Origin of the sequence: Nocardioides sp., assembly GCF_041913365.1 — a bacterium.
Taxonomy (GTDB): domain Bacteria; phylum Actinomycetota; class Actinomycetes; order Propionibacteriales; family Nocardioidaceae; genus Nocardioides.
This window is the reverse complement of sequence record NZ_JAYSFM010000018.1, coordinates 1-24,441: the sequence shown is the minus strand read 5'-3', so window position 1 is coordinate 24,441 and position 24,441 is coordinate 1. Positions and strand designations below refer to the sequence as shown.

Below are 24,441 nucleotides of genomic sequence, written 5' to 3'. Positions count from 1 at the left end.
CATGGTGAAGCGTCAGCAGCAAGGTCAGCGAGCGTACGCCGCCAGCTCGCCGGCGAGGTCGGCGTTGGCCCGGCCGACGACGAGCGTGCCGTCGCCGGTGTGCTCGAGCGAGCCGATCTCGGCCTCCTGGTGGATCCGGTTGACCAGGTCCCCGCGCTCGTAGGGCAGCAGCACGTCGAACTCGACCTGCGGGCGCGGCAGCTCGGACTCGATCATCCGCAGCGCGTCGGCGATGCCCTCGCCGGTCTTCGCGCTGACCACGACGCTGTGCGGCTCGCGGGCGCGCAGCCGGCTGATCACCAGCGGGTCGGCGGCGTCGGCCTTGTTGATCACGATGATCTCGGGGACCTTCGTGGCGTCGATCTCGGCGAGCACCTGGCGGACGGCGGCGATCTGGCCCTCGGGGTCGGGGTGCGAGCCGTCGACCACGTGGAGCAGCAGGTCGGAGTCGGCGACCTCCTCCAGGGTCGAGCGGAACGCCTCGACGAGGTCGTGCGGGAGGTGGCGGACGAAGCCGACCGTGTCGGACATGGTGTAGACGCGGCCGTCGGCGGTCGTCGTACGCCGCGTGGTGGGGTCGAGGGTCGCGAACAGCGCGTCCTCCACCAGCACCCCGGCGTCGGTCAGCCGGTTGAGCAGCGAGGACTTGCCGGCGTTGGTGTAGCCGGCGATCGCGACGCTGGGGATGTGGTTGCGGCGGCGCGACTGGCGCTTGACGTCGCGGGTGCCGCGCATCTCCTTGAGCTCGCGGCGCAGCTTGGCGATCTTGGTGTTGATCCGGCGCCGGTCGGTCTCGATCTTGGTCTCACCGGGACCACGGCCACCGATGCCGTCACCGCCGGCGGCGCGGCCACCGGCCTGGCGCGACAGGTTGCCGCCCCAGCCGCGGAGGCGCTGCTTCATGTACTGCAGCTGCGCCAGCTCGACCTGCGCCTGGCCCTCCTTGCTCTTCGCGTGCTGGGCGAAGATGTCGAGGATCAGCGCGGTGCGGTCGACGACCTTGACCTTGATCCGGTCCTCGAGGTTGCGCAGCTGGCTGGGCGCGAGCTCACCGTCGGCGATGACGGTGTCGGCGCCGGTGGCCTGCACGATCTCGCGGATCGCGTCGACCTTGCCGCGACCGATGTAGGTGGCCGGGTCGGGCTTCTGGCGGCGCTGGAAGACGGCCTCGAGCACCTCGGAGCCGGCGGTCTCGGCCAGCAGCGCGAGTTCGGCCATGGAGTTCTCGGCGTCGGTGACCGAGCCCTCGGTCCACACGCCGACGAGCACGACCTTCTCCAGCCGGAGCTGGCGGTACTCGACCTCGGTGATGTCCTCGAGCTCGGTGCGCAGGCTCGCGACGCGGCGCAGGGCGTGGCGCTCGGCGAGCTCCTGCGCGCCGATCGTCAGCTCCTCCGGGTCGCCGTCGTCGTCGTACGACGTCTCGTCGGCGTAGCCGGACTCGAAGTCGTCCTCGGTGTCGAGCAGCTCGTCGTCGAGCTCGATCGTCTCGTCGTCCCAGCCGCGGGTCGCGTCGAGCGCGTCGCGCAGCGTGAAGTCGTGCTGTGGGAAGTCAGGTGCGTTCGTCATATGCCTCCAAGGGTAGGTCGCCCGGCCTGACCTGCGCGAACGACTTTGACGAACGCCTCCCGGCTCAGCCGCGCGTGACCTTCACGGCCGGCGAGGTCGCCGGCCCGCACAGCGGCTGCTCGGGCGAGGCCACGGTGACGTAGTAGCGGCCCGGGCGGGTGGGGCGGTCGGTCCGGAACCTGCCCGAGGCGCGGCTCGACAGCACCACCAGGCGGCGGTCGGTGCCGGTCTTCTGGCGCCACAGCGTCACCGTCGCCCCGCCCTGGCAGCCCACCGCCGTGGAGGCGACGGTGCCGCGCAGCTTCGCGCCCGCGATCCTGAGGTCGACGGTGCGCGCGTAGGCGCAGGAGGTCTGGCAGCCGGGGTGGGCGGTCGCCGTCGGCGCCGGACCGGTGGTCGGCGTCACCGTCGCGGTCGGGCTCGGGGAGGTCGTCGGCGGGGTCGTCGGCGGGGTCGTCGGCGGCTGGGTGGTGGGGGGCTGCGTCGGGTACGGCGTCGGGTCGCAGGCGTCGCCGACGCCGTCCGCGTCGGCGTCCTCCTGCCCGGGGTTGACCGTGGTGCGGCAGTTGTCCAGGCAGTTGGGGACGCCGTCGCCGTCGGCGTCGCGCTCGCACGGGTCGGGCGGCTCGCAGTCGCCGGCGGCCACGCCGGGCCCCTGCGGCACCGGGCAGGCGGTCGGCAGCGACTGCGGCGCGGCGTCGCCGGCCGACTCGGCCGAGGCACCGGGCTGGGTCACCCCCAGCGCGGCCACGACCACCAGCACGACACCGACGAGGACCCTGCTCCCGAGACGCTCTCCCATGGCGGGGCTGTTCCCCCGCCGCGCCCGCTCAAACCCGGCCGTGGGCAAAGGTTCAGTGCCGCACCCGCACCGGGCGCGACCGGCTGGTGCCGCACTCGGCGACCCCGGCGGCGTACCGCGGGCGCAGCACGGCGTAGTAGCGCCCACCCACGGCCGGGACCTTGGTGCGGAACTGCCCGCCGGACCGGGTCCGGAGGACGACCAGCTTCTGGTCACGACCGGCCCGCACCCGCTTGAGGGTCACCTCCACGCCGGAGGCGCAGGCGCGGGCGTCGGAGGTGGCGCGTCCGACGAGGCGGCCCTTCTTCTTCTCCATCCGGACCTTGGTGGCGACTGCCGGGCACCCGGTCGGGGTGCCGGCCGCGACCGTCGGGCACCCGTCCGACCCATCGGCGCGGCCGTCGGCGTCGTCGTCGGTGTCGCAGGCGTCGCCGACCCCGTCGGCGTCCGTGTCGGGCTGCGTGGTCGTCGGCACCCGCGGGCAGCTGTCGGCCGCCCCGACGAAGCCGTCGCCGTCCGGGTCGCCGTCGCAGGCGTCGCCGATGCGGTCGCCGTCGAGATCGGCCTGGTCCGGGTTGGCCAGGCCGCGGCAGTTGTCCGTGTGGTCCTCGGCGCCGTCGTCGTCGGCGTCGCAGCTGGAGTAGGAGATCCGGACCGACCACGCGTTGATCCGCGACGTCGTGCCGCCGTGCCAGTTGGCCACGTCGAGCCGCCAGGTCGCGCCGGCCGCCGCTCCGTCGAACGCGGTCAGCGACGCGCTCGGGCGGTAGGTCCCGCTCCCCGACGCCGTCGTGTAGGTCGCGGTCGCCTCATCGTCGAAGGTGAGCGGCCGCGGCTCGGCGCCGGTGTCGGCGGTGAGCCGCGGCTGCAGGCGTACGGAGTGGGTCACGGTGGTGCCGACCAGCCGGGTCAGCTGCACCGTGATGTCCTTCGCGGACGGGTGGGTGATGTCGAAGGTGACGTCGACGTCCTCGACGTTGGACGCCGCCGGGACGCTGAGCGCGCTGGTCGTCCAGACGTACGCCGGCGCGGTGTCCGGCGTCGTCTCGGGCGCGATCGCCTTCGCCGGACCCGCGAAGGTCCGGGTGCAGGGCACCGGCGCCGCTGTGGCGGACGTGGCAGGCACGCCCACCGAGAGGAGGCCGGCCGCGAGGACCAGCAGGACGACTCGGTTCAGGGGCGCGCGCACCGGGTCAGGCTAGGTCAGGCGCGGTGCCGACCCGCCGGGACCACGTCGTCGGCGCCGATCGAGCCGGAGTCCAGGAATTCGTCGCACGCGGCCCGCACGTCGTGCGGCGTGTGCCCCGGCCCCACGACCACGACCCGTACGCCGGCCGCGTGCAGGCGGTGCACCAGCGGCAGCAACGAGGTCATGTCCCCCGCGATCACGACCTCGTCCACCGCCGCGTCGCGCGCGATGTCCACGGCGTCGATGGCCAGCGCGACCAGCGCCTGGTCGTCGTCGTCGGAGAACTGGTGGAAGGAGTGCAGCCCCTGCAGCCGCAGCCGGGCCACCCAGTCGCCGAGGTCCGCCCGGGTCCAGTCGGCGTACGCCCGGCACACGTTGACCGAGCCGCGCTCGGCCAGGCGCGCCAGCAGCGCGGTCGCGACGTCCTCGGGCACCCGGCGGGCGTCGATCAGCACCGCCACGCGGGTCGCCTGCTCCACCTCGGTGGTGGTCGGGCGGTGCGGCAGCGGCGGGGCGCCGAGCAGCGCCGGCTCCTCGACCTCCACGACGTCGGTCTCCTCGGCCTCGTCGGTCAGCACCGCCTCGACCTCGGGCGCGACCTCCGTGTCGACCTCGGCCTGGACCTCGACCTCGACCTCGGCCGCTGGCTGGTCGGCGTCCACCTCGTCGACCGCCTCGGTGGCCTCGGCCGCCTCGGCGTCGTCGGGTGCGGGCGCGACCCGGAGGACGCTCTCGCGTCGCACGCGCTCCTGCACCTTGGTGCCGGCCGCCATCCAGCGGCGTACGAGCGTGGTCAGCTCGCCGTCGCCGAACGAGCCGATGCCGGCGTCGTTCTCTTCGTCTGCCGCGCGTCGCGGCTCCACCAGGTTGGTCATCTCGTGCCCCCCACGGACTGCGATGAAGTCGATCAGTTCCCCGATGGGATCGACCCTCGACCCGGGCCACGCACGGCGTCCGCCTTTTGTACGAAATGAGGACGTTCGGTCTGGACCAGTGGAATCCGCAGGTCCGTCACTTGGGTGGCATGCGGATGCCGCCGTCGACGCGGATCGTCTCGCCGTTCATGTAGGAGTTGGTGAGGCACTCCACGACCATGCTGGCCAGCTCCTCGGCGTGGCCCAGTCGCTTGGGGAAGAGCACGTTCTGGCCGAGGTTGGCCTTGAACTCCTCCGGGTTGGGGAACGCGTCGTAGATCGGGGTGTCGATGAGGCCCGGCGCGACCGTGTTGAGCCGGATGCCGGCTGCCGAGAGGTCGCGCGCGACCGGGAGGGTCATGCCGACGACGCCGCCCTTGGAGGCGGAGTAGGACGCCTGGCCGATCTGGCCGTCGAAGGCGGCGACCGAGGCGAGGTTGACGATCGCGCCGCGCTGGCCGTCGGCGTCGGGCTCGTTGCGGCTCATCACGGTGGCGGCCTGGCGGGTCATGTCGAAGGTGCCGATCAGGTTGATCTCCACGACCTTCTTGAAGGCGTCGAGGTCGTGCGCCTGCTCGAGCAGCCCGTCGCGGCCGATGGTGCGCTGGGCCCAGCCGATGCCGGCGGAGTTCACGCACGCGCGCAGCGGGGCGATCTCGGCGGCGTGCTCGACGGCGGCGGCGATCTGGTCGGTCTTCGTCACGTCGACCGCGGCGAAGACGCCGCCGATCTCCGCGGCCAGCGCCTCGCCCTTCTCGGCGTTGAGGTCGGCGACGACGACCACCGCTCCCTTCGCGGCGAGGGCTCGGGCGACCGCGGCACCGATGCCGCTGGCGCCTCCGGTGACGATGGCGGTGGATCCGGTGATGTCCATGGCCCGGATCGTATGAGACGGGCAGCGACGACCGAGGAACGAGGTCTCGCTGGCCCCTTAGAGGTCGGTCTGGCCCTCGGCGACCAGCAGCGCCGGGCCGGTCATCAGCACGCGGTCGTCGTCGGTCCAGGTGACGTGGAGGGTGCCGCCGGGGACGTCGACCCGGTACGTCGTACCGCGGGGCGCGTCGTCGGCCAGCGCGGTCGCGACCGCCACCGCGCACGCTCCCGTGCCGCACGAGCGGGTCTCGCCCGAGCCGCGCTCGTGGACCCGCATCGCGACGTGGTGCTCGCCGCGGCGGACCACGAACTCGACGTTGACGCCGTCGGGGTAGACGGCGGGGTCGTGCTCGGGCGGGTCGTCGAGGTGACCGGCGTGGGCCAGGTCGTCGACGAACGCGACCGCGTGGGGGTTGCCCATCGAGACGTGCAGCGCCGCCCAGGTGCGGTCGCCCACGGACACCTTGGTCTCGCCGAGGACCTCCGGGGCCCCCATGTCGGCGGTGTACTCCTCGCCCGTCCGGTCGAGCCGCTTGACCCCGTCGCGCGTGGCGATGTCCATCGGGAACGGCTCGCCCTCGCGCTCGTGGAGGTAGCGGGCGAAGACCCGGATCCCGTTGCCGCACATCTCGCTCACCGAGCCGTCGGCGTTGCGGTAGTCCATGAACCAGCCGCCCTCGCGCCGGACCGCCCGCAGCACCCCGTCGCCGCCGATGCCGGCGCGGCGGTCGCACAGTGCCCGCACGCGCTCCGGGCTCAGGTCACCGTGGACCGACCCGTCGCGGTCGGGCAGGACCACGAAGTCGTTCTCGGTGCCGTGGCCCTTGAGGAAGGGGTAGCTCACGCCTCCAGTGTGACAGGCCGCCCGCGCCTCACCGGGGGTCGACCACGCGCGCGGACCCCTTGCCCCGGCGACTCGGCTCGGCGACCGCGGTGAGGCGGGACTTGCGCCCGAACTCGATGGCCGTCGCGGCACCGATCTCGGCAGCGCTGGTGAAGGCGTCGCCCGCCGGGACGAGGGTGTGGCCGAGGTTGGTCAGGGCCGGACCGTAGGCCGCGATGAACGCCGGCTCGGCCGTCACGTTGGCGGTGTTGCGCTGGGTGGCGCGCGGCGCCGCGATGGCCTCCTCGATGGTCATGCCGAGGTCGATGCGGTTGACCAGCATCTGCAGCACCGTGGTGATGATCGTCGAGCCACCGGGCGAGCCCAGCGCCAGGAAGGGCTTGCCGTCCTTGAGCACGATCGTCGGCGACATGGAGCTCCGCGGCCGCTTGCCCGGCTGGATCCGGTTGGGGTCGGCGGCGTCGTACACGGTCGAGAAGTCGGTCAGCTCGTTGTTGAGCAGGAAGCCGTGCCCGGGGACGGTGATGCCGGAGCCCCCGGTCTGCTCGATGGTGAGGGTGTACTCCACGACATTGCCCCACTTGTCGGCGACGGTGAGGTTGGTGGTGGAGATGTTCTCGGTGTCCGCGTCGGTCTCACCCTTGGCGGTCGTGGGCGTGCACACGCCGTCGTACGACGTCGGGGTGCCGGCGGCGACGGGCTTGGTGGCGGCCTTGGCCGGGTTGAGCGAGCAGGCCCGCTCGGCGGCGTACTTGTCGTCGAGCAGCCGCTTGACGGGGACGTCGACGAAGGCCGGGTCACCGACGTACTTGCCGCGGTCGGCGTAGGCGAGGGCGCTGGCCTCGAGGTAGTGGTGCAGCGCCTGCTCGGGCGTCATCGCGGAGAGGTCGTAGCGCTCGAGGATGTTGAGCGCCTCGCCGACCGTCGTGCCACCGGACGACGACGGCGCCATGCCGTAGACGTCGTGGCCGCGGTAGGAGGTGCGGGTGGCCTTCTGCGAGCGCACCTTGTAGTCGCGCAGGTCCCGCGGCGTGAGGTAGCCCTTCGGCACCGGGAGCTCGGTGTTCTTGGTCGTCCGCGGCTTGCGCACCACGTCGGACATCAGCCGCGCGAGCGGTCCGCGGTAGAACGCGGACGTGCCCTTGGCGGCGATGAGGTCGTACGTCGCGGCGAGATCCGGGTTGCGGAAGACCGAGCCGACCGCGGGGGCATCGCCCTTGGGGAGGAAGAGCTTCCTGGTGTCCTTGAAGGCCGCGAAGCGCTCCTTGTTGTCCAGCGTCTGCTGGCGGAAGGTCTCGTCGACCTTGAAGCCGCGGGTGGCGACCTTGGTGGCCGGGGCGAGCGCGTCGGCGAGCGACAGCGTCCCCCAGTTGGCCAGCGCCTTGTCCCAGGTGGCGAGCGTGCCCGGCGTGCCGACGCTGACGCCGCTGGTGACCAGCTCGGGCGTGAAGTTGTACGCCTTGCCGGTGGCCGGGTCGATGAAGGCGTCCTGCGGCATCTTGTTCGGCGCGGTCTCGCGGCCGTCGAGCGTGCGGACCTTGCCGGTCTTGGCGTCGTAGTACACGAAGTAGCCGCCACCGCCGATGCCGGCGCTGTAGGGCTCCGTCACGCCGAGCGTCGCGGCGGCGGCGACGGCGGCGTCGACGGCGTTGCCGCCCTGCTTGAGCACCTTCAGCCCGGCGGCGCTGGCCTCGGGGTCCACGGTGCTGATGGCGCCGCCCTTGCCGATCGCGGTCGGGTCCTTGGCCGTGGGCCTGAGGTCGGGCGCGCTGGCGGACGGCTTCTCGCCGGCCCCGGGGCTGGCCTGGGCACCCGGGACGAGGGGTGCGACGACGAGGCCGGCCGTGGCGAGGGTCGCGAGGACAGGGCGGGCGAGACGGTGCATGGGGGAACCTCCCGAGAGACGGTCCCTCCACCCTGCCTGCCGGCAGGGGCGCTGTCCACGCCCGCAGGGTGGGGCGTGTCGCCTGCCTGGCCCCGGCGGATCAGCGCACGACGGTGTGGCGCAGGCACGCGAAGTCGCGGTTGCGGGCCACCTCCTCCAGGCGCAGCTCGACCGCCCGGGGCAGCACGGGAGCGCCCGCGCCGAGGGTGCAGGGGGCGTACTGGATCCAGACCTCGTCGAGCAGCCCGGCGTCGTGGAACTGGCCGACGAGCTCGCCGCCGCCGACCACCCAGAGGTCCTTCCCGTCCGCGGCCTCGGTCATCTCGGCGTGGATGCGCGGGATGTCGTCGCGGTCGAAGCGGACGGAGTCGGGCGCCTCGGGGAAGGTGCGGTGGGTGAGCACCCACGTCGGCAGCGGGCCCCACGGGTCGTCGTCGTGGTCGAGGATCCACTGCCAGGTCGTGGCTCCCATCACGCACGCGCCGAGGCGCTCGCGGAACGCCGGGTAGGCCAGCGGACCGTCGTTGTCGATGTCGCGGGAGGTCAGCCAGTCGAGGGAGTGCTCGGGCGTCGCGATGAAGCCGTCGAGGGAGCAGCCGGTGTAGTAGATGGTCGCCATGGATCCACCTTGGCACCGCTCACCGACGCTCGGCTTGATCGATTCCCTCAATCGCGGCGAGCGCCTTCCCGACGCGGTCGGGGTCGTCGTGGGCCACCCAGGCGATCCGCGGGTCCTTGCGGAACCACGAGTCCTGCCGGCGGGCGAAGCGGCGGGTGGCGACCTTGGTCTGCTCGACCGCCTCGTCGAGCGACCGGTCGCCGGCCAGGAAGCCCATCACCTCGCGGTAGCCGATGGCCCGGTTGGCGGTGCGTCCCTCGGCGAGGCCCTCCTCGAGCAGGGCCTCGACCTCCGCGACGAACCCGGCGGCGAACATCTCGTCGACCCGCCGGCCGATCCGCTCGTCGAGGGTCGGCCGGTCGATGTCGACACCGACCTGCACGGTCAGCGGGTCGGCGTACTCGAGACGGGGCAGGCTGGCGCTGAACGGGCGGCCGGTGAGTGCGACGACCTCGAGCGCGCGCACGACCCGGCGGCCGTTGTCGGGCAGGATCTGGGCGGCCGCCTCGGGGTCCACGCCCGCCAGCCGCGCGTGGAGGGCCTGGCTGCCGACCCGCTCGAGCTCGACCTCGAGCTCGCGGCGCAGCGAGTCGTCGGTGCCGGGGAACTCGAAGCGGTCGACGATCGCGCGGGTGTAGAGCGCGGAGCCGCCCACGAGGACGGGCGCGGCACCGCGGCCGCGGATGTCGGCGACCGCCTCACGTGCCCAGCCCTGGAAGAGCGCGACGGTGGCCGGCTCGGTGACGTCGAGCAGGTCGAGGAGGTGGTGCGGGATGCCGCGCCGCTCGGCCTCCGGCAGCTTCGCCGTGCCGATGTCCATGCCGCGGTAGACCTGCATCGCGTCGGTGTTGACGACCTCGCCGCCGAGCCGCTCCGCGAGGTCGAGGCTGAGCCCCGTCTTGCCCGACGCGGTCGCGCCGACGAGGGCGACGATGGGCTGGGGCATGGGGTCATTCTCCCAGCAGGGCTAGGCTCCTTGACGCCGGAGTCACCACCCGTGGGGGTGGGCCGGAATCCCCCGGAGGAGGAGCTCATGTCGTTCCTGGACAAGGCCAAGGAGAAGCTCACCAAGGCGGTCGACGACCACGGCGGCAAGATCGCCGACGGCATCGACAAGGCCGGTGCCTTCGCCAACGAGAAGACCGGCGGCAAGCACGCCGACAAGATCGACAAGGCCACGGGCAAGGCCCGTGACGCCCTCGACTCGCTCGACGGCAAGAACGACGACATCCCGCCCGCACCGCCGACCACGCAGGCGTGACGGCGGTTCCCTTCGCCCTCGTCCCGGCCTCCTACGTGTACCTGCTGCGGGAGGGCGGGTCGGGGACCGAGGTGCTGCTCCAGCAGCGGGGGCCCGTCCCCTACATGCCCGGACACTGGGCGGCCGCGGCCGCCGGGCACGTCGAGCCGGGCGAGACGGCGTACGACGCCGCGCACCGCGAGGCGCTCGAGGAGCTGGCCATCACCGACATCGAGCTGGACTTCGCGTTCACGATGCAGCGCAGCCAGTTCGGGCCGCCGGTGGAGGAGCGGGTCGACTTCTTCTTCACTGCGCGGTCCTGGAGCGGCGAGCCGCGGATCGTGGAGACCACGAAGGCGACGGCGCTGGGATGGTTCCCGCTGTCGGCGCTCCCCGAGCCGACGGTGCCGCACGAGGCGCACGCGCTGGGGCAGCTCTTCTCCGGCGCCGGCTACCTGACCTTCGGGTGGCCCCCCGAACGGGGGTAGCCCCACATGGGGCCGTTGGGCACGATCGATGAGCAGGAGGTAGCAATGAACGACAACGACCTGGGCCCGATCCCGGAGCCCACGACGCAGGAGCCCGAGCTCTACCCCGGAGGCGCGGACGCCTTGGCGGTCGACCCGGCCGACGACGGCCTGGGCCGCGACCTGGACCCCGACGACAACCCGGCGGTCGACGACACGGTCCCTGACGAGATCTCCCAGCCGGACGACAAGCAGCAGGAGCCCGACGGCTCCGAGGACGAGGAGTCCGACACGACGCGCGACAGCGCCGCGACCACCGGTGAGCCCGAGGCCGGCCAGGAGGCCGAGGACGGGTCCCCCGAGCCGCCTGCCTGATCAAGCTGAGGATCGTGGAGTCCCGGAGTCGTCTGGCGACCTCAGGGCTCCACGATCTCGCAGGTCAGGCGGCCGCGAGCCACCCGCAGCTGGTGCCGCACGGCCTCCCGTGGGGCCAGCCCGCGCGGACGAGGATCCTCGAGAGCTTGGCCGCGGTGCAGCAGGGCCGGCCCACCACCTGCCCCCACGTCAGTCGGACCGTGCCGAGCCCTTCGACGGCCGCGTCGAGGTCACGCTCGTGGTCGTGGTCGCGTTGCTCCGCCGTGTCGTGGAACAGCCGGCCGTCGAGCTCGACCAGCACCTCGCCGAGCGCAGTGTCGCGGTAGACGACGCCGCTCAGCGTCCCGTCAGGCAGCTGCCGTTGCCCGACCGGGAGACGGTGCGGACGTACGACGCGCTCGAGGTACTCGCGCTCCAGGACCGAGCACGAGCCGGCGGCCACGTCCGCCAGCACGGCTTCCAGGAAGGCGCGACGAGGAGCGCGGCTCCGACGGGTCAGGGCGTCCTGCATGCGGCGCGCCGTGGTGTGCCGCCCCTGGACCGCACGCGCGATCGCTCCGACGGCGTCCAGCTCGCCCGCACACGCAAGCGCGACGTCGAGCGCCGCCTCGTCGTAGCGCATCCGCGGTGGGCCGAGGTTCCACTGCACGCGCTCGTCGAGCCCGTAGGTCCTCACGACGGTGATCCCGCTGGGCGCGACAAGCCGGCGATCTCGAGCGATAGCGACGACCACCGGTCCGTCCTCCTCACCGCGCCCGGGACCGTCAGCCGCGCGGACCGCGGACCGGCCCGCGAGCGCGGAGCCGAGGCAGTCGACGTCCGGCTCGCGCGGCGCACAGAACAGCACCGCCGCCCACGCCCGCTGGATCCAGGTCGGCACGCCGGTGTGGTCGACGAACGTCCCGGGGAAGAGTGGTGTCAGGTCACGCCGCCGCACGAGTCTTCGCAGGTCGTGCGGCTCGAGCCCGAGGCTGAGCGCCTGCCGTCGCGAGACCACCCCGGACTGGTTGGCGAGAATCTTCGCGAGCTGCTCCACCCGTCGACCATCCCGGATCGCCGAGGTCATCGCGACCCATCCGCCGCATCCTGTGGACAACCAGATCGTGGAGCACTCGAGCTGCCTGGCGGCTTCAGGACTCCACCGTCTTTCGGTTTCCCCGGTCAGCCGGGGAAACCGAGACGAGGTCAGCCGCAGGCGGGCGCGGGAGGCAGGGGCGCGGGCACCCCGACGGCGGGCATGCCGAGGCCGACGGAGGCGGAGGCGGGCGGTGCGGACGTACGCCGCTCCCAGGCGTCGCCGGCGCGGGTGCGGCGTACGGACCGGACGGCGCCGTCGGCGACGAGGTGGTGGGGTGCGGCGTAGGTGATCTCGACGGTCACCATGTCACCGGGGCGGACGGAGTCCTCGGCGACCGAGGAGAAGTCGGCCGCGAAGTGCACGAGCCGGTTGTCGGGCGCGCGCCCGGACAGGCGCTTCGTCGCAAGGTCCTTGCGGCCCTCGCCCTCGGCCACCATCAGCTCGACGGTGCGGCCGACGAGGGTCTTGTTCTCGGCCCAGGAGATCTCCTCGACGACCTCGACGAGGCGCTGGTAGCGGTCCTTGACGACGTCGGCCGGGACCTGGTCCTCGAGCTCGGCGGCGGGGGTGCCGGGGCGCTTGGAGTACTGGAAGGTGAAGGCAGCCGAGAAGCGCGCCGCGCGGACGACGTCGAGCGTGGCCTGGAAGTCCTCCTCGGTCTCGCCGGGGAAGCCGACGATGATGTCGGTCGTGATCGCCGCGTCGGGGATCGCCGCTCGCACCCGCTCGATGATCCCGAGGTACTTCGACTGCCGGTAGGACCGGCGCATGTCGCGCAGCACCTTGTCCGACCCGGACTGCAGCGGCATGTGCAGCGACGGCATGACGTTGGGGGTGGCGGCCATCGCCTCGATCACGTCGTCGGTGAACTCCGCCGGGTGCGGCGAGGTGAAGCGCACCCGCTCCAGGCCGGGCACCGAGCCGCACGCGCGCAGCAGCTTGGAGAACGCCTGGCGGTCGCCGAACTCGACGCCGTAGGCGTTGACGTTCTGCCCGAGCAGGGTGATCTCGGTGACGCCCTCCGCCACCAGCGCCTCGACCTCGGCGAGGATCTCGCCGGGCCGGCGGTCCTTCTCCTTGCCGCGCAGCGACGGGACGATGCAGAACGTGCAGGTGTTGTTGCACCCGACCGAGATCGACACCCAGGCGGCGTACGCCGACTCGCGCTTGGTGGGCAGCGTGGACGGGAAGACCGAGAGGGACTCCAGGATCTCGACCTGGGCCTCTTCCTGCACCCGCGCCCGCTCGAGCAGCACCGGCAGGGAGCCGATGTTGTGGGTGCCGAAGACGACGTCGACCCACGGCGCCCTCGTCGTGATGGTGTCGCGGTCCTTCTGCGCCAGGCAGCCGCCGACGGCGATCTGCATGCCCGGCTTCTTCGCCTTCACGGGCGCGAGGTGGCCGAGGTTGCCGTAGAGCTTGTTGTCGGCGTTCTCCCGCACCGCGCAGGTGTTGAACACGACCACGTCGGCCTGCTCGCCGTCGTCGGCGCGGACGTAGCCGGCGTCCTCCAGCAGCCCGCTGAGCCGCTCGGAGTCGTGCACGTTCATCTGGCACCCGTGGGTCTTGACCTCGTAGGTGCGGGCGGGGGCTTCGGGGAGTGCGCTCATGACCGATCAAGGGTACGGCGGCGGCAGGAATCGAGTGGATCCGGCGCCGACCGCCGACGCCCGCCTACGAGTTTCGGACCCCACCGATCGGTCAACGACGTAGTCCGAACTGACTAGACCAGTGGGCACTTTGGAGGATTACTGCTCGGAATCCTTACATTTCCCTCAGGTCGGCGCCCAAGATCGCTGCTGAAGTCAACAAAGCGGTAACACGGGTCCACACGGATGTGGTCAAAGCCTGTGTTCACCGGTCACGGTGGGGAGTGCACGGATGCAGCTTCAGAGCAGGATCAGCCGGTCGGAGAACCTCCAGCGCGCTCGCGCTGCCGCCCTGACGGTCGTCGTTACCGCGTTGTTGATCATGCTCCTGCCTCTCGATGCCCACGCGGCCGACTCGGTGCACGCCAAGAAGCGCGCCAAGCGCTCCACCGTCACCGCGACCCTCGCCTCGCTGCCCCCGATCGTGCAGCCCGGCACCTCGCCGGCGGCGCCCTCCGACAACGGCACCCTCGTCGCGACGTTCGAGCCCGCCCGTCCCGGCGAGAAGGTGGTGCTCGAGAAGAAGGTCCGCGGCGACTGGAAGGTCGTCGCGACGGCCACCGAGGACGCCTGGGGCTCGGCCGCCTTCGCGCCCGGCGCCGGAACCTACCGCGCCTCCTCCACCTCGGGCGGTCGCACCTGGACCTCCGGGTCGGTCACCACCACCCGCTGGACGCCCGAGTTCGAGGACACCTTCTCCGGCACCACCCTCGACCCGGCGGTCTGGAACGACCAGAAGCGCGAGCACGAGAGCGTGTACGCCCCCCGCACCTGCGCCCGCGTCGACCCGTCCGCGCGCCGCGTCGGTGGCGGCGTCCTCCAGCTCGGCGTCGCGCTCGACCCGGCCCGCCTCGGCCAGCCGTGCAGCTGGACCAGCACCCGCGCGTCGGGCACCAGCCCCTACCTGCTGAACAGCCAGGTCGCCACCGAGTACACCCGCTTCTTCCAGCACGGCATCGTCGCGGCCCGCATCAAGCCGCAGCGCGCCAAGGGCATGCACTCCGGCTTCTGGCTGCTGCCCAGCGGCACCAAGTACACCGATGGCGTCCCCGCCATGGGCACGGAGATCGACGTGATGGAGTTCTTCGGCGAGACGGGCCGCGGCACCGAGTCCATCGGCTCGCACGTCCACTACTACGAGGCCAACTGGCAGAAGGTCAGCCACGGCGACTTCTTCCGCTCCACCCGCAACGCCCTCACCAGCAGCCGCCGCAACTGGTGGGACGAGTTCCACGTGTTCTCCGTCGAGTGGACCCCGACCGAGTACATCTTCCGGGTCGACGGCCGCGAGTACTACCGCGAGACCCAGGCCGTGTCGCAGTCCATGCAGTACCTGGTGCTCTCCAACCTCACCTCGGACTACGAGCTCAACGAGCTCACCTCCGGCGAGCTGGGCGACACCGCCCAGGTCGACTGGGTGCGGGTCTTCGACGCCACCTCCCGCGAGTCGGCCCGCGTCACCCGCGGCCGCAAGGCGGCCTGAGGCCCACTCGTCGCCTCTAGGCTCGCGGGATGCCGCGACTGCACGCCCTCGAGCTGCTGCCGGACGCTGCGGGTGACGAGTCCGTACGCCGTGACTGGCAGGCGCTCCACGACGCCGGCCTCCCCTCCCAGCTCGACCACCGCGGCACCACCAACGGCCCGCACCTGACGCTGGTCACGGCACCGGCGCTGGGACCGGACGACGACGAACGTGCCCTGGCGCTGCTGGCGCCGCTGCTCCCGGTCGAGGTGCGCGTCGCCGGCGTCGCGCTCCTCGGTGGCTCGCGGGTCACCGTCGCCCGGCTGGTCGACGTACCGGACGAGGTCGTCCGGGCAGTGCTCGACCTGCGGCGCGAGGTGGACGACACCCAGCACCCCGGCTGGCTCCCGCACGTCACGCTGGGCCGCCGGATCCCGCGGGCCGACGTCCCCGCCGCACTGGCGGTGCTCGGGCACGCGGACGTCGTGCTGCGGCTGGACACCCTGCGCCGCTGGGACCCCGACGCCAGTGTCGTACGCACCCTCGCCGGGTCTACACCGCCAGCACCGCGGTGACGCCGAGCGCGAGACCGGTGACGTACGTCAGCAGCGCCCCGGTGTCGCGCACCGGCCCGTGGTCGGCGAGCGACGTGGCGCGCAGCATGCCGTAGGCGTGGACGACGCGAGCGGTCGTGGCCGCGACGGCGAGGACGTCGAGCCACCACCCGTCGGTCAGGGTCGAACAGACGATGAGCAGCCCGATGAGGGTCGGGACGTACTCCGTGGCGTTGCCGTGGGCGCGCTGGGCGATCAGCAGCCGGTCCGCCGGGTCGGTGGGCATCTGCGGGCCGCCGTTGGCCCCCCCGGATGGCGCGGTGGCGGGTGACGTTCGCGCCGAGCCCGAAGACGAGGGCGCCCATGACGGCGATGCAGGTGATGACGACGGTGTTCATGCGATGTGCCTTTCGGGGTGGAGGAGCCGGCGCACGATGGCGCCGCTGAGGTCGGTGCCCAGGAGGGCGTCGGTCTTGTGCATGCCGCCGGCGCAGGTCACGTTGACCTCGATCAGCCGCCCGGCGATCACGTCGATCCCGGCGAGGGCCAGGCCGTGCTCCACGAGCAGCGGCCCGACGGCGGCGACGATGCGCCGGTCGTCGTCGTCGAGGTCGGCCGGGGCGACGGGGGCGCCGATGCGGAAGTCCTCGGGCCCGGGTCGGCGCAGCACGGCGCCGACGACCTCGCCGTCGAGCAGGAAGAGTCGCTTGTTGCCCCGGGCCACGTCCGGCAGGTAGGCCTGCGCGATGACGTGGCGTGCGCCCGCCCGGGTCGCCGACTCGACCAGCGCGGTCGCTCCCGCGTCGTCCTGGACGAGCCACACGTCGCTGCCCGCGAAGCCGTCGACCGGCTTGAGCACGGCGACCCCGACGTCCCCGACGAAGGCGCGTACGGCGACGGGGTCGGCGCTGACCAGGGTGGGTGGGCACAGCTCCGGGAACCGCAGCGCCACCAGCTTCTCGTGCAGGGCCCGGATCCCTGCCGGGCGGTTGACCACCCGCACGCCGGCCGCCTCGACGAGGTCGAGGAGGTAGGTGGTGTGGAGGTAGCGCCCGTCCACCGGCGGGTCGATGCGGAGCAGCACGAGGTCGACGTCGCCGGCGAGGTCGAGCACACCCTGCCCGACCTGGTCCCACCACGGCGCCTCGACCAGCCAGCGGTGGTCCCGCCCCCGTCGCCGTCCCCGGAGCACGATCCGGACTGCCGCGGCACGGACCCGGCCGTCCCGCACGGACAGGTCCTCGGGCCGGCACGTCCACACCGCGGCCCCGTGGGCCTGCGCCGCGGCCATCAGGCCGATGCACGCGTCGATGTCAGCGGCCAGGCCGGCCAGCGGGTCCGTGACCACGAGGAGGTTCATGCCGCGCCGCCCAGCGCCGGGACGTCGCGCACCAGCTCGTGCCCGACCGCGGCGGTGTCCGGGTCCCCCAGCGCCGCCGCCCGCCAGTGCTCCGCGAGCGCGGGGCCCTCGCCCGCGAGGCGGGCCAGGGTGCGCGCGCGGCGGGCGTCGTCGTACGCCAGCGCGGCGAGGGCGGCAGCGACCTCGGCGACGTCCTCCTCGGGCTGCGCGTCCAGGAAGCGCACCTCGAGGTAGCGGCCACGCGGACGCACCGGCGGGAACAAGGTCGTCAGGTGCGTGACCGGCCCACCCTCGACGAAGACCGTCGCCCCGGCCGCGAAGTCGGCGTAGGCCCGGACCGGGTCGCCGTGCAGCAACCGGTCGTCGAAGGCCGTGCGCGCCGGGTCGACCTCGAGCCACGTGGCGAGCCGCGACCCCGGGCCGGTGCTGCGGGCGTAGGCCGCCGCCAGGAACGGCCCGGCGAGCTGGAGCACACGCCACTGCTCGAGGCCGGCGCGGCCCGGCCACCAGTCCAGGCACACCTGCGTGGACGCGGTGGTGCGCATCATCCGTCGCCCGGCCGGCCCGATCGTGTCGAAGTGCCGCTGCATCGCGAGGTAGCGCGGCGAGACCAGCTGGAGCGGCACCTCCTCGACCGGGCGCGGGTCGAGCGGCTCGGCCCACAGCTGGACACCGATGCGGTCGCAGTCGGCCCGCAGCGCCGTGACCGCGGCGCACAGGTCCGCTCCGAGGCGTGCCGCGTCGGGGGCCACCGGGAGGCTCAGCTCGACCTGGCCGCCCGGCTCGAACCCGAGGAAGGGTGCGTACGACGATCGCGCGGCGACGGCGCGGATCCAGTCGATCGAGGTCGAGGCTCCTGACCCGTCCCGGGCGAGCAGCTCCTGCTCGACGGCGACGCCGGTGCGGCGGGAGGCGCTGCGGGCGAAGAGCGGGGCGACGACGGACGGTGCGACCATGACGACTCCTGATAATGTAAGGATGCCTGTCGATATATTGGAAGGTTTCCTTACAGATGTCAATGCCCCAGATCGACCGCAAGCCGATGATCGGCCTCCTGGGCCGCGCCCTCCGGGGGATGCGCGCGGACATGCTGCGCGAGGCGCACCGGCGCGGCTACACCTTCATCCGGCAGGCGCACAACGACGTCTTCGCCACCCTGCCGCTCAGCGGCGCCCGGGCGTCCGACATGGCCACCCGGGCCGGCATCACCCGGCAGTCCATGGGCGAGGTGGTCCGCGAGCTGGTCGACCTCGACCTGCTCGAGATGCAGCCCGACCCGACGGACGGTCGGGCCAAGATCGTCACCTTCACCGAGCACGGCCGCGAGTTCACCCGCGGCGGGCTCCAGCACATCCTCGACGTGGAGGAGCGCTTCGTGCGGGAGTTCGGCCGGGAGGACTACGAGACGGCCCGACGAGTCCTGGAGGGCATGGTCCGCATCCTCGAGGAGGACGCGGAGGAGGCGACCGCGGACGACGGCGACTGATCGGCCCGACCTGTCGCCACCGCACGTCCCGGGGAATCGTCACCAGTTCGTGATGGCCCGTCCGGGTCAGGGTGCATGGCCCAAGGGGACCACCTGCAGATAGGTTCCACCTATGACCGCGCAGGAATCGCGCCCTGTCAGCGCCGGCCGGGGCGAGCCCCTCGTCGTGCTGAGCGGCGTCCAGAAGCACTTCGGGCAGCTGCACGCCCTCAAGGACATCGAGCTGTCCGTCGCCCGCGGTGAGGTCGTCGTGGTGATCGGTCCGTCGGGGTCGGGCAAGTCGACCCTGTGCCGCACCATCAACCGCCTCGAGACCATCGACGAGGGCACGATCACCCTCGACGGGCAGCCGCTGCCGCAGGAGGGCAAGGCCCTCGCCGCGCTGCGCGCCGAGGTCGGCATGGTGTTCCAGAGCTTCAACCTCTTCGCCCACAAGACGATCCTGGAGAACGTCACCCTCGGCCCGATCAAGGTCCGCGGGGTGAAGAAGGAGGCGGCGGAGAAGAAGGCGCGCGAGCTCCTCGACCGCGTCGGGGTGGGCCACCAGGCCGAGAAGTACCCCGCGCAGCTCTCCGGCGGCCAGCAGCAGCGGGTGGCGATCGCCCGCGCCCTGGCCATGGAGCCGAAGGTGATGCTCTTCGACGAGCCCACCTCCGCGCTCGACCCGGAGATGATCAAGGAGGTCCTCGACGTCATGGTCGACCTCGCGCAGCAGGGCATGACCATGGTCGTGGTCACCCACGAGATGGGCTTCGCGCGCACCGCCGCCGACCGCGTCGTGTTCATGGCCGACGGCGCGATCGTCGAGGAGAACACCCCCGAGGAGTTCTTCACCAACCCGCGGTCGGACCGCGCGAAGGACTTCCTCGGCAAGATCCTCAAGCACTGAGGACCACAGTCTCGGGACATCACCATCCATCCCCAGGAACCCCACAGTCGGCCTCGGGCCGCGACACGAAGGAGAGCAAGGATGAGATTCACCAGGACCAAGGCGCTGGTCGCCGCGGCGGGGTTGGCCCTGTCACTGGCCGCCTGCGGCGACGCCGGCGAGGACAGCGAGGGCCCGGACGTCGACGTCGCTGAGGACGCCGGCTCCGAGTTCGACGACGGCACTCGCATGAAGGAGCTGGCCGACGCCGGCACCATCAAGGTCGGCGTGAAGTTCGACCAGCCCGGACTCGGCTTCAAGGACGCCGCGTCCGACATCCCGACCGGCTTCGACGTCGAGATGGCCAAGGTGCTCGTGGCCAGCCTCGGCATCGACCCGGAGGACACCAGCAAGGTCGAGTACGTCGAGACGATCTCCGACAACCGTGAGCCCTTCCTCGAGGACGGCACCGTCGACATCGTGCTGGCGTCGTACTCCATCACCGACGAGCGCCGCGCGGTCGTCGGCCAGGCCGGCCCCTACCTCGTCACCGGCCAGCAGCTGCTGGTCGCGGCGGACAGCGACATCGAGTCCGTGGCCGACGTCAAGGGCGAGGAGGTCTGCTCGGTGACGGGTTCGACCTCGCTCGACAACATCGAGGCCGAGGGCGCCAAGCCGGTGGGCTTCGACACCTACTCCGAGTGCGTGGAGAAGGTGCTCGACGGCACCGTCTCCGCGATGTCCACCGACGGCACGATCCTCGCCGGCTACGCCGCGCAGAACGAGGGCGAGCTGAAGGTCGTCGGCGACCAGTTCTCCGAGGAGCGCATCGGCGTCGGCTACTCCAAGGACCGTCCCGAGATGTGCCAGTGGATCGTCGACACGATCACCGAGGCCTACGACGACGGCACCTACGAGGAGGCGTTCAACGCCACGCTCGGCCCCTCGGGCGTCGAGGTGCCCGAGCTCCCCGAGATGGACCCCTGCGAGTAACCACCACGGTCCGGTCCGGGCCCGTCACCGACGGGCCCGGGCCGCGGCCCGTCTGAGGAGAGGAGTGGCGTGAACGCCGTCCTGGACAACTTCGACCTCGTGCTGAGGGCCTTCGGCTACACGATCTTCCTGTTCCTGGTCTCGGCCGTGCTGTCCCTCGTGCTGGGCACCGTCCTGGCCGCGATGCGCGTCGGTCCGGTCTCGGTCCTGCGTGGCTTCGGCACCGCGTACGTCACCCTCGTCCGCAACACCCCGCTCGTGATGATCTTCCTGTTCTTCCAGCTCGGGGTGGGCAAGATCTTCGAGTTCCTCCGCTTCACGTGGGTCGACATCCACATCGGCCCCTTCGACTTCACCTCGTTCTTCAGCGCCGCCGCCGCGGCGCTCAGCCTCTACACAGCGGCCTTCATCTGCGAGGCCATCCGGGCCGGTGTCAACGCGGTCCCGCTGGGCCAGGCCGAGGCCGCCCGCGCGATCGGCCTGCCCTTCGGCGGGGTGATGAGCCAGGTCGTGCTGCCGCAGGCGTTCCGCGCGTCGGTGCCGCCGCTGGCCAGCACCCTGATCGCGCTGCTCAAGAACACCTCGGTCGCCGGCGTCTTCGGCGTGATCGAGGCGGTGGGCCGGATGAAGGGCTTCACCAACGACTACGCCGACCAGCGCTGGGGCATCTTCATCTGCTTCGCGCTCGGCTACATCATCCTCGTCGAGGTCATCTCGTTCTTCTCCTCGAGGCTCGAGCGCCGATGGAAGGTGGCCTGAATGAGTGCCGGAGTCCTCTTCGACGCACCCGGGCCCGCCACCCGCGCCCGTCACCGCACCTACGGCATCGCCACCGCCGTCGCGATCGTCGCCCTCGCTGCCTGGGTCGTGTGGCGGCTCAACGAGACGGGCCAGCTCGAGTACGACAAGTGGGAGCCGTTCCTCACCCCGCGCTACATCGAGGCGATCATCGTCGACGGCCTGCTCGTCACGCTGCAGATGGCGTTCAGCGCCGTCATCGGCGCGCTGGTCTTCGGTGTCCTCTTCGGCGTCGGCAAGCTGTCCGACCACCGGTGGGTCCGGTGGCCGTGCTGGCTGGTCGTCGAGTTCTTCCGGGCCGTCCCGGTCATCATGCTGATGATCTTCTGCTTCTACGCGATCTTCGGCGGCGTCGACGAGCTGAGCCGGCGGACCTACTGGTCCGTCGTCATGGCCCTCACCCTCTACAACGGCGCCGTGCTCGCGGAGGTGTTCCGCGCGGGCATCAACGCGGTGCCGCGGGGCCAGGCCGAGGCGGCGTACGCCATCGGCATGCGCAAGACGCAGGTCATGACGATCGTGCTGCTCCCCCAGGCCGTGAAGATCATGATCCCGGCGATCATCAGCCAGATGGTCGTGGCGCTGAAGGACACCAGCCTGGGCTACGCGATCGCCGGCCTCGGCCTCACCCGCATCGCCAAGCCGATCTACCAGCAGTTCGGCAACCACGTGCCGACGATCATCGTGATCACGGCGATCTACGTCGTGGTGAACCTGCTGCTGACGCTGCTCGCCACCTGGGTGCAGCGCAAGTTCGTCGGCGAGAAGAAGGTGCTCGACGTGCCGATGGTGGGCGAGGCCCAGTCCGACCGCAGCACCGGCATCATCTAGTTCTTCCGCGGGGAGATCCAGAGCCGGATCTCGCCCTCGACCACGACCGTCCCGTCGGTGCGCACGCCGCGCACCCGCACGGGCAGGTCGTACCCCTCACCGAGCTCGGCGGTCCACTGCTCCGGGTCGGTCTCGGCGATGCAGGTGATGTCGGAGTCGGCCTTGGCGGTGTAGGCGACCTCCATGCCCTTGGGGATCCAGCGGCGGTCGCGCGGGATCGTCGACTCGGCGAGCGCACCCATGGCCGCCTCGAGGCCGTTGCACAGCGCGATCGCGTGCACGGTGCCGATGTGGTTGTGCACGCGGCGCCGCTTGGTGATCACCAGCTCGGCGTGGTCGGGCTCGATGACGGTGAACCGCGGCCGGATCGTGGCGAAGTACGGCGCCTTCTGGCTGAAGGCGAGCGAGAAGACCCGGTCGCCCAGGGGCAGCGCGGTGGTCTTCTTCCAGAGGTCGAGGACAGCAGGCATGCCGCGATATTACTGGTCAGTAACCAGCCACGCCAGTATCCGCTCCGCCGTCTCGTCGGCGGACAGGTCGGTGTTGTCGATGACCAGGTGCGGCCAGCGCGTGAGCAGCCGCTCCCCCGGCGCGTCCCGCCCGGGTTCCGAGGTCATCCGGTAGTCGGCCTCGAGCTCGCGGACGTTGTTGTCCGACCACTCGACGTCGCGCTTCGACTTCTTCTCCGCCAGCCGGTGCTCCGTGCGGTTGCGCGCCAGACGGGTGTCGAGGTCGGCGACGAGCTCGACGAGCGCGACGTCCTCGCCGTAGGGCTCGACCAGTCGCTCGAGGTAGTCGGCCTCCGCGTCCTCGTCCATGCCCATCACGAACGTGAAGACCAGGTCGGTCCCGGCGGCAGCCGCCTCCTCGATCACCCGGCGTCGCACCTCCGCGTTGAGCGTCGTGAAGGGCGGCGTGCCGTAGTCGAAGACGTCGAGCAGCATCTCGATGCTGTGGTGGTTGTGGAAGAGGCGGTACGACGACCGCGCCGCGACGGCGCGGCCGACCGTCATCTTCCCGACGGCCGGCGGTCCGAGGATCAGCAGGAGGGGCATCCGGGGATGCTAGTCAGCGACCTGGAGCACCTCGACCCGATTTCCGTGGCCGTCGAAGGCGTGGAACCGGACGTGGCCAGGGAACGAGTCGCGCTGGCTCTCGTCGACGTCGAAGCCGAGCTCGCGCAGTCGCGCCACGACCTTGCCCAGGTCGTCGACGACGAAGGCCGGGTGCGCCTTGCGGGCCGGGGCGAACGGGTCCTCGACGCCCACGTGCAGCTCGGCAGCGACGGCGCCGTGGTCGTCGTACGCCCGGAACCAGGCGCCGCCGCGGGCCACCAGGTCGGCCGGCTTGTCGACCTCGGCCATGCCGAGGCCGTCGGCGTAGAAGAGCCGGGCGACGTCCTCGCCGCCGGGCGGGACGGCCACCTGGACGTGGTGGAGGCGCATCAGACGGTCACCGCGTCGGGCTTCTGCGCGACCACGAAGATCCGCCGGAACGGCAGGATCACCCGGCCCGCCGCGTCGGCCGGGTAGGCCTCGCGCAGCATCGCCTTGAACTCCTCCTCGAAGTCCGGGCGCAGGTCGTCGGGCAACGCCTGCAGCGTGGGCCGCGCGCCGGTGCCGGAGACCCAGCGGAAGACGGGGTCCTCGCCGGTGAGGACGTGGAGGTACGTCGTCTCCCACGCGTCGACCTCGCAGCCCAGGTCGAGCAGGAGGCGGGCGTAGTCGGCCGGGCCGTGGCTGGTGGGCACGCGGGCGTCGCGGACGTGGGTGGCGTACGGCTCGCGCGCGGCGAGCTCCGTGCGGGTGGTGTGGCTGGGCTCGTCGAAGTTGCCCGGGACCTGGAAGGCGAACCAGCCGCCGGCCGCGACCCGGTCGAGCAGCCCGGGGAGCAGGTCGAGGTGCTCGGGCACCCACTGGAGCGTGGCGTTGGAGACGAGCACGTCGATGGGAGCGCGCAGCGCGAGGGGGTCGGGCTCGGCCCACGCGCGGAGGTCGCCGACCTCCCAGGTGACGCCGTCGATCCCGCTGGCCTTCTCGATCATCTCCGGGCTGCTGTCGACGCCGGTCACGTCGGCACCCGGCCAGCGGTCGACCAGGAGCGAGGTGAGATTGCCGGGCCCGCAGCCCAGGTCGACCACGGTGCGCGGCCGCTCTGCGTGCACCCGGGCGAGCAGGTCGACGAACGGTCGCCCCCGCTCGTCGGCGTACGCGAGGTAGCGGTCGGGGTCCCAGGTGTGGCTCATGGTGGCTCCTCCTCGGCCGTGGGGGTAGTTAGGGAGGTTCTCGTAGGCGCGACGACCGATTCGCCTACGAGAACGTCCCGACCTACCCGGGCGATATGTCTTGATGTCGAGATACTTCCCCACCCTCGCCTCGATTCGTCTCGATGTCAAGATTCTCGATCGATCTGGCAGAATGCCGCCATGCGTGACGAGGTCGACGAGCTGGTCGAGGCGTGGGGGCGCGAGCGCGCCGACCTCGACCTCGCACCGGTGGAGGTCTTCTCCCGCATCAGCCGGCTCTCCCGGCACCTCGACCTCGCGCGCCGCGACGCCTTCACCGCGCACGGCATCGAGTCGTGGG

At 71.9% G+C, this 24,441-nt stretch carries 28 protein-coding genes; 10 read left to right on the top strand and 18 right to left on the bottom strand.

What is annotated here, in order from left to right:
• Window positions 1-24: 24 nt before the first annotated feature.
• From hflX to miaA, 9 genes are all read right to left on the bottom strand, one after another.
• Entirely contained in the window at window positions 25-1,569 is a 1,545-nt protein-coding gene (gene hflX, locus ACE3QY_RS21475) for a GTPase HflX (RefSeq protein WP_374458107.1), read from the bottom strand.
• A gap of 64 nt (window positions 1,570-1,633) precedes the next feature.
• Window positions 1,634-2,371 (bottom strand): thrombospondin type 3 repeat-containing protein, encoded by a 738-nt coding sequence (locus ACE3QY_RS21470; RefSeq protein WP_374458106.1) that lies wholly within the window; start codon window positions 2,369-2,371, stop codon window positions 1,634-1,636.
• 52 nt (window positions 2,372-2,423) lie between these two features.
• The gene (locus ACE3QY_RS21465; protein ID WP_374458105.1) at window positions 2,424-3,560 is read right to left on the bottom strand and encodes a thrombospondin type 3 repeat-containing protein; all 1,137 of its coding nucleotides are present in this window, start codon (window positions 3,558-3,560) and stop codon (window positions 2,424-2,426) included.
• A gap of 14 nt (window positions 3,561-3,574) precedes the next feature.
• Window positions 3,575-4,435: an NYN domain-containing protein gene (locus ACE3QY_RS21460; protein ID WP_374458104.1), complete on the bottom strand. Its 861-nt coding sequence runs from the start codon at window positions 4,433-4,435 to the stop codon at window positions 3,575-3,577.
• Between the two features lie 136 nt (window positions 4,436-4,571).
• The gene (locus ACE3QY_RS21455) at window positions 4,572-5,348 is read right to left on the bottom strand and encodes an SDR family NAD(P)-dependent oxidoreductase (RefSeq protein ID WP_374458103.1); all 777 of its coding nucleotides are present in this window, start codon (window positions 5,346-5,348) and stop codon (window positions 4,572-4,574) included.
• 57 nt (window positions 5,349-5,405) lie between these two features.
• A complete protein-coding gene (dapF, locus tag ACE3QY_RS21450) occupies window positions 5,406-6,191 on the bottom strand; it encodes a diaminopimelate epimerase (RefSeq protein ID WP_374458102.1) in 786 nt (261 codons plus the stop codon).
• Window positions 6,192-6,219: 28 nt separating this feature from the next.
• Window positions 6,220-8,076 (bottom strand): gamma-glutamyltransferase, encoded by a 1,857-nt coding sequence (ggt, locus tag ACE3QY_RS21445; protein ID WP_374458101.1) that lies wholly within the window; start codon window positions 8,074-8,076, stop codon window positions 6,220-6,222.
• Between the two features lie 100 nt (window positions 8,077-8,176).
• Complete coding sequence (locus ACE3QY_RS21440; protein WP_374458100.1) at window positions 8,177-8,695, bottom strand: dihydrofolate reductase family protein; 519 nt, start codon at window positions 8,693-8,695, stop codon at window positions 8,177-8,179.
• 19 nt (window positions 8,696-8,714) lie between these two features.
• Window positions 8,715-9,641 carry a tRNA (adenosine(37)-N6)-dimethylallyltransferase MiaA gene (gene miaA / locus ACE3QY_RS21435; protein ID WP_374458099.1) on the bottom strand — a complete coding sequence of 309 codons (927 nt, stop codon included), beginning with the start codon at window positions 9,639-9,641 and terminating at the stop codon, window positions 8,715-8,717.
• Between the two features lie 87 nt (window positions 9,642-9,728).
• Here miaA and ACE3QY_RS21430 point away from each other — a divergent pair, with 87 nt between their 5' ends.
• Genes ACE3QY_RS21430 through ACE3QY_RS21420 form a run of 3 tightly spaced genes read left to right on the top strand, consistent with a single transcriptional unit; the run spans window position 9,729 to window position 10,777 of the window.
• The gene (locus tag ACE3QY_RS21430) at window positions 9,729-9,956 is read left to right on the top strand and encodes an antitoxin (protein WP_374458098.1); all 228 of its coding nucleotides are present in this window, start codon (window positions 9,729-9,731) and stop codon (window positions 9,954-9,956) included.
• Entirely contained in the window at window positions 9,953-10,423 is a 471-nt protein-coding gene (locus tag ACE3QY_RS21425; protein WP_374458097.1) for an NUDIX domain-containing protein, read from the top strand. Before ACE3QY_RS21430 ends, ACE3QY_RS21425 begins: the two co-directional genes overlap by 4 nt.
• 45 nt (window positions 10,424-10,468) lie before the next feature.
• Window positions 10,469-10,777: a hypothetical protein gene (locus ACE3QY_RS21420; RefSeq protein WP_374458096.1), complete on the top strand. Its 309-nt coding sequence runs from the start codon at window positions 10,469-10,471 to the stop codon at window positions 10,775-10,777.
• A 64-nt stretch (window positions 10,778-10,841) separates the two neighbouring features.
• Here ACE3QY_RS21420 and ACE3QY_RS21415 read toward each other — a convergent pair whose 3' ends face one another.
• Complete coding sequence (locus ACE3QY_RS21415) at window positions 10,842-11,813, bottom strand: type IV toxin-antitoxin system AbiEi family antitoxin domain-containing protein (RefSeq protein ID WP_374458095.1); 972 nt, start codon at window positions 11,811-11,813, stop codon at window positions 10,842-10,844.
• Between the two features lie 149 nt (window positions 11,814-11,962).
• Window positions 11,963-13,465 (bottom strand): tRNA (N6-isopentenyl adenosine(37)-C2)-methylthiotransferase MiaB, encoded by a 1,503-nt coding sequence (gene miaB / locus ACE3QY_RS21410; RefSeq protein WP_374458094.1) that lies wholly within the window; start codon window positions 13,463-13,465, stop codon window positions 11,963-11,965.
• A 271-nt stretch (window positions 13,466-13,736) separates the two neighbouring features.
• Here miaB and ACE3QY_RS21405 point away from each other — a divergent pair, with 271 nt between their 5' ends.
• Complete coding sequence (locus ACE3QY_RS21405) at window positions 13,737-14,987, top strand: family 16 glycosylhydrolase (RefSeq protein WP_374458093.1); 1,251 nt, start codon at window positions 13,737-13,739, stop codon at window positions 14,985-14,987.
• A gap of 29 nt (window positions 14,988-15,016) precedes the next feature.
• Window positions 15,017-15,541, top strand: coding sequence for a 2'-5' RNA ligase family protein (locus ACE3QY_RS21400; RefSeq protein WP_374458092.1), 525 nt, complete (start codon window positions 15,017-15,019; stop codon window positions 15,539-15,541).
• Here ACE3QY_RS21400 and ACE3QY_RS21395 read toward each other — a convergent pair.
• The 3 genes from ACE3QY_RS21395 to ACE3QY_RS21385 all read right to left on the bottom strand — a co-directional run bounded on the left by ACE3QY_RS21395 (window position 15,519) and on the right by ACE3QY_RS21385 (window position 17,836).
• Complete coding sequence (locus ACE3QY_RS21395; RefSeq protein ID WP_374458091.1) at window positions 15,519-15,806, bottom strand: MAPEG family protein; 288 nt, start codon at window positions 15,804-15,806, stop codon at window positions 15,519-15,521. The two genes, ACE3QY_RS21400 and ACE3QY_RS21395, sit on opposite strands and share 23 nt — an antisense overlap.
• 108 nt (window positions 15,807-15,914) lie before the next feature.
• Window positions 15,915-16,880 carry a hypothetical protein gene (locus ACE3QY_RS21390; protein ID WP_374458090.1) on the bottom strand — a complete coding sequence of 322 codons (966 nt, stop codon included), beginning with the start codon at window positions 16,878-16,880 and terminating at the stop codon, window positions 15,915-15,917.
• Window positions 16,877-17,836, bottom strand: coding sequence for a glutamate-cysteine ligase family protein (locus tag ACE3QY_RS21385; protein ID WP_374458089.1), 960 nt, complete (start codon window positions 17,834-17,836; stop codon window positions 16,877-16,879). The genes ACE3QY_RS21390 and ACE3QY_RS21385 overlap by 4 nt, the downstream gene beginning before the upstream one ends.
• 56 nt (window positions 17,837-17,892) lie before the next feature.
• Between ACE3QY_RS21385 and ACE3QY_RS21380 the strand changes: the two genes are divergently transcribed.
• The 5 genes from ACE3QY_RS21380 (at window position 17,893) to ACE3QY_RS21360 (ending at window position 21,856) form a co-directional block, all read left to right on the top strand.
• Window positions 17,893-18,366: a MarR family winged helix-turn-helix transcriptional regulator gene (locus ACE3QY_RS21380; protein WP_374458088.1), complete on the top strand. Its 474-nt coding sequence runs from the start codon at window positions 17,893-17,895 to the stop codon at window positions 18,364-18,366.
• A gap of 112 nt (window positions 18,367-18,478) precedes the next feature.
• Window positions 18,479-19,255: an amino acid ABC transporter ATP-binding protein gene (locus ACE3QY_RS21375; RefSeq protein WP_374458087.1), complete on the top strand. Its 777-nt coding sequence runs from the start codon at window positions 18,479-18,481 to the stop codon at window positions 19,253-19,255.
• 81 nt (window positions 19,256-19,336) lie between these two features.
• Window positions 19,337-20,227, top strand: a complete 891-nt coding sequence (locus ACE3QY_RS21370) for a glutamate ABC transporter substrate-binding protein (protein ID WP_374458086.1) — start codon at window positions 19,337-19,339, stop codon at window positions 20,225-20,227.
• Window positions 20,228-20,296: 69 nt separating this feature from the next.
• On the top strand, window positions 20,297-20,986 hold the full coding sequence (locus tag ACE3QY_RS21365) for an amino acid ABC transporter permease (protein WP_374458085.1): 690 nt from the start codon (window positions 20,297-20,299) through the stop codon (window positions 20,984-20,986).
• The gene (locus ACE3QY_RS21360; protein ID WP_374458084.1) at window positions 20,987-21,856 is read left to right on the top strand and encodes an amino acid ABC transporter permease; all 870 of its coding nucleotides are present in this window, start codon (window positions 20,987-20,989) and stop codon (window positions 21,854-21,856) included. It abuts the gene before it with no gap.
• Here ACE3QY_RS21360 and ACE3QY_RS21355 read toward each other — a convergent pair.
• From ACE3QY_RS21355 to ACE3QY_RS21340, 4 genes are read right to left on the bottom strand one after another with little or no spacing between them, the layout of a single operon-like run.
• The gene (locus ACE3QY_RS21355; RefSeq protein ID WP_374458083.1) at window positions 21,853-22,326 is read right to left on the bottom strand and encodes a hotdog fold domain-containing protein; all 474 of its coding nucleotides are present in this window, start codon (window positions 22,324-22,326) and stop codon (window positions 21,853-21,855) included. The genes ACE3QY_RS21360 and ACE3QY_RS21355 overlap by 4 nt on opposite strands.
• 9 nt (window positions 22,327-22,335) lie before the next feature.
• Complete coding sequence (locus ACE3QY_RS21350; protein WP_374458082.1) at window positions 22,336-22,911, bottom strand: hypothetical protein; 576 nt, start codon at window positions 22,909-22,911, stop codon at window positions 22,336-22,338.
• Between the two features lie 9 nt (window positions 22,912-22,920).
• On the bottom strand, window positions 22,921-23,301 hold the full coding sequence (locus tag ACE3QY_RS21345) for a VOC family protein (RefSeq protein ID WP_374458081.1): 381 nt from the start codon (window positions 23,299-23,301) through the stop codon (window positions 22,921-22,923).
• Window positions 23,301-24,101 (bottom strand): trans-aconitate 2-methyltransferase, encoded by an 801-nt coding sequence (locus ACE3QY_RS21340; protein ID WP_374458080.1) that lies wholly within the window; start codon window positions 24,099-24,101, stop codon window positions 23,301-23,303. Before ACE3QY_RS21340 ends, ACE3QY_RS21345 begins: the two co-directional genes overlap by 1 nt.
• Window positions 24,102-24,441: the final 340 nt, after the last annotated feature.

Coding starts and splice junctions, on each gene's coding strand:
- ACE3QY_RS21385 (WP_374458089.1), bottom strand. CDS start 17,836: ATGGTCGCACCGTCCGTCGTCGCCCCGCTCTTCGCCCGCAGCGCCTCC.
- ACE3QY_RS21440 (WP_374458100.1), bottom strand. CDS start 8,695: ATGGCGACCATCTACTACACCGGCTGCTCCCTCGACGGCTTCATCGCG.
- ACE3QY_RS21460 (WP_374458104.1), bottom strand. CDS start 4,435: ATGACCAACCTGGTGGAGCCGCGACGCGCGGCAGACGAAGAGAACGAC.
- ACE3QY_RS21430 (WP_374458098.1), top strand. CDS start 9,729: ATGTCGTTCCTGGACAAGGCCAAGGAGAAGCTCACCAAGGCGGTCGAC.
- ACE3QY_RS21405 (WP_374458093.1), top strand. CDS start 13,737: ATGCAGCTTCAGAGCAGGATCAGCCGGTCGGAGAACCTCCAGCGCGCT.
- ACE3QY_RS21350 (WP_374458082.1), bottom strand. CDS start 22,911: ATGCCCCTCCTGCTGATCCTCGGACCGCCGGCCGTCGGGAAGATGACG.
- miaA (WP_374458099.1), bottom strand. CDS start 9,641: ATGCCCCAGCCCATCGTCGCCCTCGTCGGCGCGACCGCGTCGGGCAAG.
- ACE3QY_RS21395 (WP_374458091.1), bottom strand. CDS start 15,806: ATGCCCACCGACCCGGCGGACCGGCTGCTGATCGCCCAGCGCGCCCAC.
- ACE3QY_RS21470 (WP_374458106.1), bottom strand. CDS start 2,371: ATGGGAGAGCGTCTCGGGAGCAGGGTCCTCGTCGGTGTCGTGCTGGTG.
- ACE3QY_RS21380 (WP_374458088.1), top strand. CDS start 17,893: ATGTCAATGCCCCAGATCGACCGCAAGCCGATGATCGGCCTCCTGGGC.
- ACE3QY_RS21375 (WP_374458087.1), top strand. CDS start 18,479: ATGACCGCGCAGGAATCGCGCCCTGTCAGCGCCGGCCGGGGCGAGCCC.
- ACE3QY_RS21355 (WP_374458083.1), bottom strand. CDS start 22,326: ATGCCTGCTGTCCTCGACCTCTGGAAGAAGACCACCGCGCTGCCCCTG.
- hflX (WP_374458107.1), bottom strand. CDS start 1,569: ATGACGAACGCACCTGACTTCCCACAGCACGACTTCACGCTGCGCGAC.
- ACE3QY_RS21345 (WP_374458081.1), bottom strand. CDS start 23,301: ATGCGCCTCCACCACGTCCAGGTGGCCGTCCCGCCCGGCGGCGAGGAC.
- ACE3QY_RS21360 (WP_374458084.1), top strand. CDS start 20,987: ATGAGTGCCGGAGTCCTCTTCGACGCACCCGGGCCCGCCACCCGCGCC.
- ACE3QY_RS21455 (WP_374458103.1), bottom strand. CDS start 5,348: ATGGACATCACCGGATCCACCGCCATCGTCACCGGAGGCGCCAGCGGC.
- ACE3QY_RS21370 (WP_374458086.1), top strand. CDS start 19,337: ATGAGATTCACCAGGACCAAGGCGCTGGTCGCCGCGGCGGGGTTGGCC.
- ACE3QY_RS21340 (WP_374458080.1), bottom strand. CDS start 24,101: ATGAGCCACACCTGGGACCCCGACCGCTACCTCGCGTACGCCGACGAG.
- ACE3QY_RS21400 (WP_374458092.1), top strand. CDS start 15,017: ATGCCGCGACTGCACGCCCTCGAGCTGCTGCCGGACGCTGCGGGTGAC.
- ACE3QY_RS21390 (WP_374458090.1), bottom strand. CDS start 16,880: ATGAACCTCCTCGTGGTCACGGACCCGCTGGCCGGCCTGGCCGCTGAC.
- ACE3QY_RS21420 (WP_374458096.1), top strand. CDS start 10,469: ATGAACGACAACGACCTGGGCCCGATCCCGGAGCCCACGACGCAGGAG.
- miaB (WP_374458094.1), bottom strand. CDS start 13,465: ATGAGCGCACTCCCCGAAGCCCCCGCCCGCACCTACGAGGTCAAGACC.
- ggt (WP_374458101.1), bottom strand. CDS start 8,076: ATGCACCGTCTCGCCCGCCCTGTCCTCGCGACCCTCGCCACGGCCGGC.